We start from the raw sequence: 4215 nt of genomic DNA on the forward strand, positions 1-4215 counted from the left end.
TGATGATAATTTACATTATGAGCAGTTTCAAGACGGGACGATAAATGAATATGAAAACGAGCTACCTTTTGAAATTCCAAGTAAGTGGGTATGGTGCAATTTGGGAATGCTGTTTAGTCACAATACAGGCAAAGCATTAAACGCTTCTAAAACTGATGGTGCCAGCCTGACATACATCACAACATCTAATGTATATTGGAATAGTTTTGAGCTGGGTAATTTAAAGATTATGCCTTTTACTGATTCAGAAATAGAAAAATGTACCGTTAAAAAAGGCGATTTATTAGTGTGTGAAGGCGGCGACATTGGGAGGGCTGCAATTTGGCAATTTGAAAATGAAATAAGGATTCAAAATCATCTTCACAGACTAAGACCGTATGATAGGATATATACAAAATTTTATTATTATATTATGTATCTCTACAAAGCTAACGGAAGAATAAATGGAAACGGTATTGGCTTACAAGGATTATCATCAAATGCTTTACACAATATAATAGTTCCTGTACCACCTGTTGAAGAACAAAAAAGAATTGTAGATAGTATTGATTCTGTTTTATCGCTAATTGAACAGATAGAAAGTCACAAACAAAATCTTTCATCACAAATTGATAACATTAAATCCAAAATTCTAGACCTTGCAATTCGTGGCAAACTTGTACCGCAAGACTCGAATGATGAGCCGGCTTCGGTTCTTCTTGAACGTATACGAGCCGAAAAAGAAGAACTGATAAAACAAGGCAAAATCAAGCGTGATAAGAAGGAATCTGTCATCTTCAAAGGTGATGATAACTCTTATTATAGAACTATTAATAGTAAAACAGAATTATTGGAAATAGGTTATGATTACGAATTGCCAGATGAATGGGAGTTTATAACTGTTGGTGAATATTCAAAAAAAGTGACTGACCAAGTGGCTAGTGGAAGTTTTGCTGCGTTGAGAGAAAATGTTAAATCACTAAAAACACCAGATTATGCTATTATGGTAAAAACCGCGGATTTTTCTAACGGATTTACAAAAAATTTAACATATACTGATAAACACGGTTATGAATTTTTAGAAAATTCAAATTTGTTCGGAGGAGAACTGATATTAAACAACATAGGCTCCATTGGCAAAGTTTTTATTGTGCCTAAACTTGATCATAAAATGACACTTGCCCCAAATTCAATTATGATTAGATTAAATAGTGAAGAGTACCGAGATTACTTGTATTATTTCTTCTCATCCCCTTTAGGTTATAGTGCACTAATGTCGATTTCAAGCGGCGCTGCCGTTACAAAATTCAATAAGACCGACTTGAAAAACCTAGTTATTCCTATACCACCTCTCGTTGAACAAAAACGAATTGTAGACGAAATCGAAAAAATATTTGCTATACTTGATGATATTGCGAACCAAGTAGCATAAATAAAGAACCGCTCTCGTGTGAGGGCGGTTCTGATTTTACCAAGTTACAATTTTATCAACAAGAGCCTGTTGTTCGCTTGCAGTACGGCGAAGGTATATTCGTGTTGTTTCAATGCTTTCGTGACCCATAAGGTCGGCAAGCAATGCAATATCGTTATATTTTTCAAGAAAGTTTTTAGCATATCTATGTCTAAACGAATGCGGATAAACCACTTTTTTATCCAAGCCGTATTTATCCGCATAGTTTTTTAATTGCTGTGAAATACCACGAGTTGTAATTCTGTCGCCGTAACGATTTAGAAACAGATAGCCAGATGAACGGCTTGTTTCCTCCAACCATTCAAGAGTTTCTTTTCTTAATTTTTTAGGTATGTAAAGTCGTCGTAATTTTCCACCTTTTGTATATAAATCAAAATAGCCGATTTCGATATGCTCAATTTTGATTTGTATTAATTCACTTACTCTTGCTCCGGTAGCAGCCAAATACCAAACAACAAAATACCATTCCATATTGCCATCTTTTTTAAGTTGCTTTTTCAAAAAATTATAATCTGCATTACTGATAACATTTTCCAAAAAATTTTTTTGCTGTACCTTTACAGCCTTTAATGCTATCTTTTCCTTTCCTAAATATTCAAGATATTTGTTTATTGCCTGTATGCGTAAGTTTACAGTCTTAGGCTTGAAGAATTCCATTAAATAGCCTTTATAAGCAAGTAAATTTTCTTTGTTTACTGTATCGTAATGCTCAGTAAAATAATCTACTGTCCACAGATACGATGTAATGGTATTTTCAGATAGATTACCTTTCCTCAAATATTCATCAAATGTTTGTTTTGTCTTCATAAAAAGACACCTCCGTTATAATATTTTTGCGATTTGATTCGCTCTAATATTATAACGGAGATGTTTACACTCCTCTTATTATGAGAAGTATGGAGAAAAGCTGCCTTCCGGTTGGGTTGTAACAAACTTTGAAACATTGCTTTCGTATGAGCAACCAACTAATTATATCGTTAAAGATACAAACTATAACTCTGAATATGAAACACCAGTTCTTACAGCCGGAAAATCTTTCATATTGGGTTACACCAATGAAAAAGAAAATATTTTTTCTGAACTGCCTGTAATAATCTTTGATGACTTTACTACCGAAAGCAAATTTGTTGATTTTCCATTTAAGGTAAAATCATCAGCAATGAAGATACTTCATATCAATACTGATTTAGTGTTGCCTAAATTTGCATTTTATCTTATGCAAACAACGCAAATTGACCACTATAATCATCAAAGATACTGGATTTCTACTTATAGTCAAGAAGAGATTGCTTTACCGCCACTAAAAGAACAAGAAAGAATTTTATCTGTATTAGAGCAGTATTTTAAGTTGTTAAACTGTTTACTATAACAACTCTTCAAATTGCTGAATAAGTTTCATAAGCTTTTCAATTTGATGTACAATCATGGTTTGTTCTTTTAAAGGTGGCAAACATATCAAAGCAGACGATACTTTATCAATATTAAGGTTATCTACAGTAGAGCCAGAAGCCTTGATTACAAACTGATTATACAGATAATTTGATGACAAAAGATAATATAAAAAGTTAATATCAAAAACAACATCGGGATTTCTCAGTACAAGCCATCCATCGTGAACACACCCATATATTTTGGAAATATATGGTCTGCCAAAACTCATTGAATTTGTAAGTAGAAAATCACCCGGATACACTTCTCTGCTTTTCTTGATCCCTGTTGGCTTGATTTTCTCTTTTGTATTAGTAATGTACTTACCATCTTTATCAACATCGCCAATTTTTATCCAGTTAATACCATTGCTATCAGTTGTTATATATGACTTTATTGGTCTTGGAGAGCCACCCCTTTCAATTCCCACAGTTGAGGCAAGTCTAACCCACTGCCAGTTTATAGGTGTTTCAAAAGGTATTTCGTCATCAATACAAGTAATATCATTGCCTATCTTCTCATAATAAGAGTTATCATCACCTTTGAAGATGACAGATTCCTTTTTATCACGCTTGATTTTGCCTTGTTTTATCAGTTCTTCTTTTTCGGCTCGTATACGTTCAAGAAGAACCGAAGCCGGCTCATCATTCGAGTCTTGCGGTACAAGTTTGCCACGAATTGCAAGGTCAAGGATTTTTGCTTTTGTTTTATCAATATCCCTTATCAAGTTATCATTTGCCTTTTCAATACTTTCAATTAAAGAGGTGGCAGTGTGTACGGCATTTAATATCCTTTGCTGCTCATTTAACGGAGGCAAAGTGAACAGATAATTTGCAACATAGTCTTTAGTTACTCTTTGTTGACCTACATCGCCTGAAAAAGTAAGCACACCTCCTGCAATAAAATCATCTCGTTTAACAAAATTCAATAAATATTCGGGTATTACCAAACTGGAAATTGTTCTTAAAATATACAATTCAGTTGTACCAGCACCATAACCATTTATTAAACTACTGAAAACAACAGATTTTTTATTTTCAAAACAAGGTGTTATTTTTGCGATGCCTATATCATTATTGGCAAAATGTGTATAGCCTTTTTTTACTTTTTTCCAGACTCTAATATCGGATATAAACTTATTAGCATATCCTTCTTTAATATTCGCCATCGGAACAAATGATACTTCTGTATTATCATCAATACTATTGCGAGGATTTATTACACAAGCTGTTTTAATTCGAACCCATTCCCAATTATTCGGCACATCAAACGGTATTTCATCTTCGATACATTTTACAATGCCATCGGAGAATTTCTCATAATGTAAATTATCATCA

At 33.4% G+C, this 4215-nt stretch carries 4 protein-coding genes; 2 read left to right on the forward strand and 2 right to left on the reverse strand.

The annotated features are described in order from the left end of the window. The coding region (locus LI149_RS14790; RefSeq protein ID WP_227143590.1) for a restriction endonuclease subunit S at window positions 1-1411 on the forward strand (1411 nt) is incomplete at its 5' end. Between the two features lie 36 nt (window positions 1412-1447). Here LI149_RS14790 and LI149_RS14795 read toward each other — a convergent pair. Next, window positions 1448-2257: a tyrosine-type recombinase/integrase gene (locus LI149_RS14795; protein ID WP_227143591.1), complete on the reverse strand. Its 810-nt coding sequence runs from the start codon at window positions 2255-2257 to the stop codon at window positions 1448-1450. A gap of 100 nt (window positions 2258-2357) precedes the next feature. Here LI149_RS14795 and LI149_RS14800 point away from each other — a divergent pair, with 100 nt between their 5' ends. Continuing rightward, window positions 2358-2819: a restriction endonuclease subunit S gene (locus LI149_RS14800; protein ID WP_227143593.1), complete on the forward strand. Its 462-nt coding sequence runs from the start codon at window positions 2358-2360 to the stop codon at window positions 2817-2819. Here LI149_RS14800 and LI149_RS14805 read toward each other — a convergent pair. Further along, window positions 2814-4215, reverse strand: a 1402-nt coding sequence (locus tag LI149_RS14805) for a restriction endonuclease subunit S (protein WP_227143592.1), incomplete at its 5' end; no start/stop codon positions are given. The two genes, LI149_RS14800 and LI149_RS14805, sit on opposite strands and share 6 nt — an antisense overlap.

It is taken from the genome of Dorea sp. 210702-DFI.3.17, assembly GCF_020560825.1.
GTDB lineage: Bacteria > Bacillota > Clostridia > Lachnospirales > Lachnospiraceae > Dorea > Dorea formicigenerans.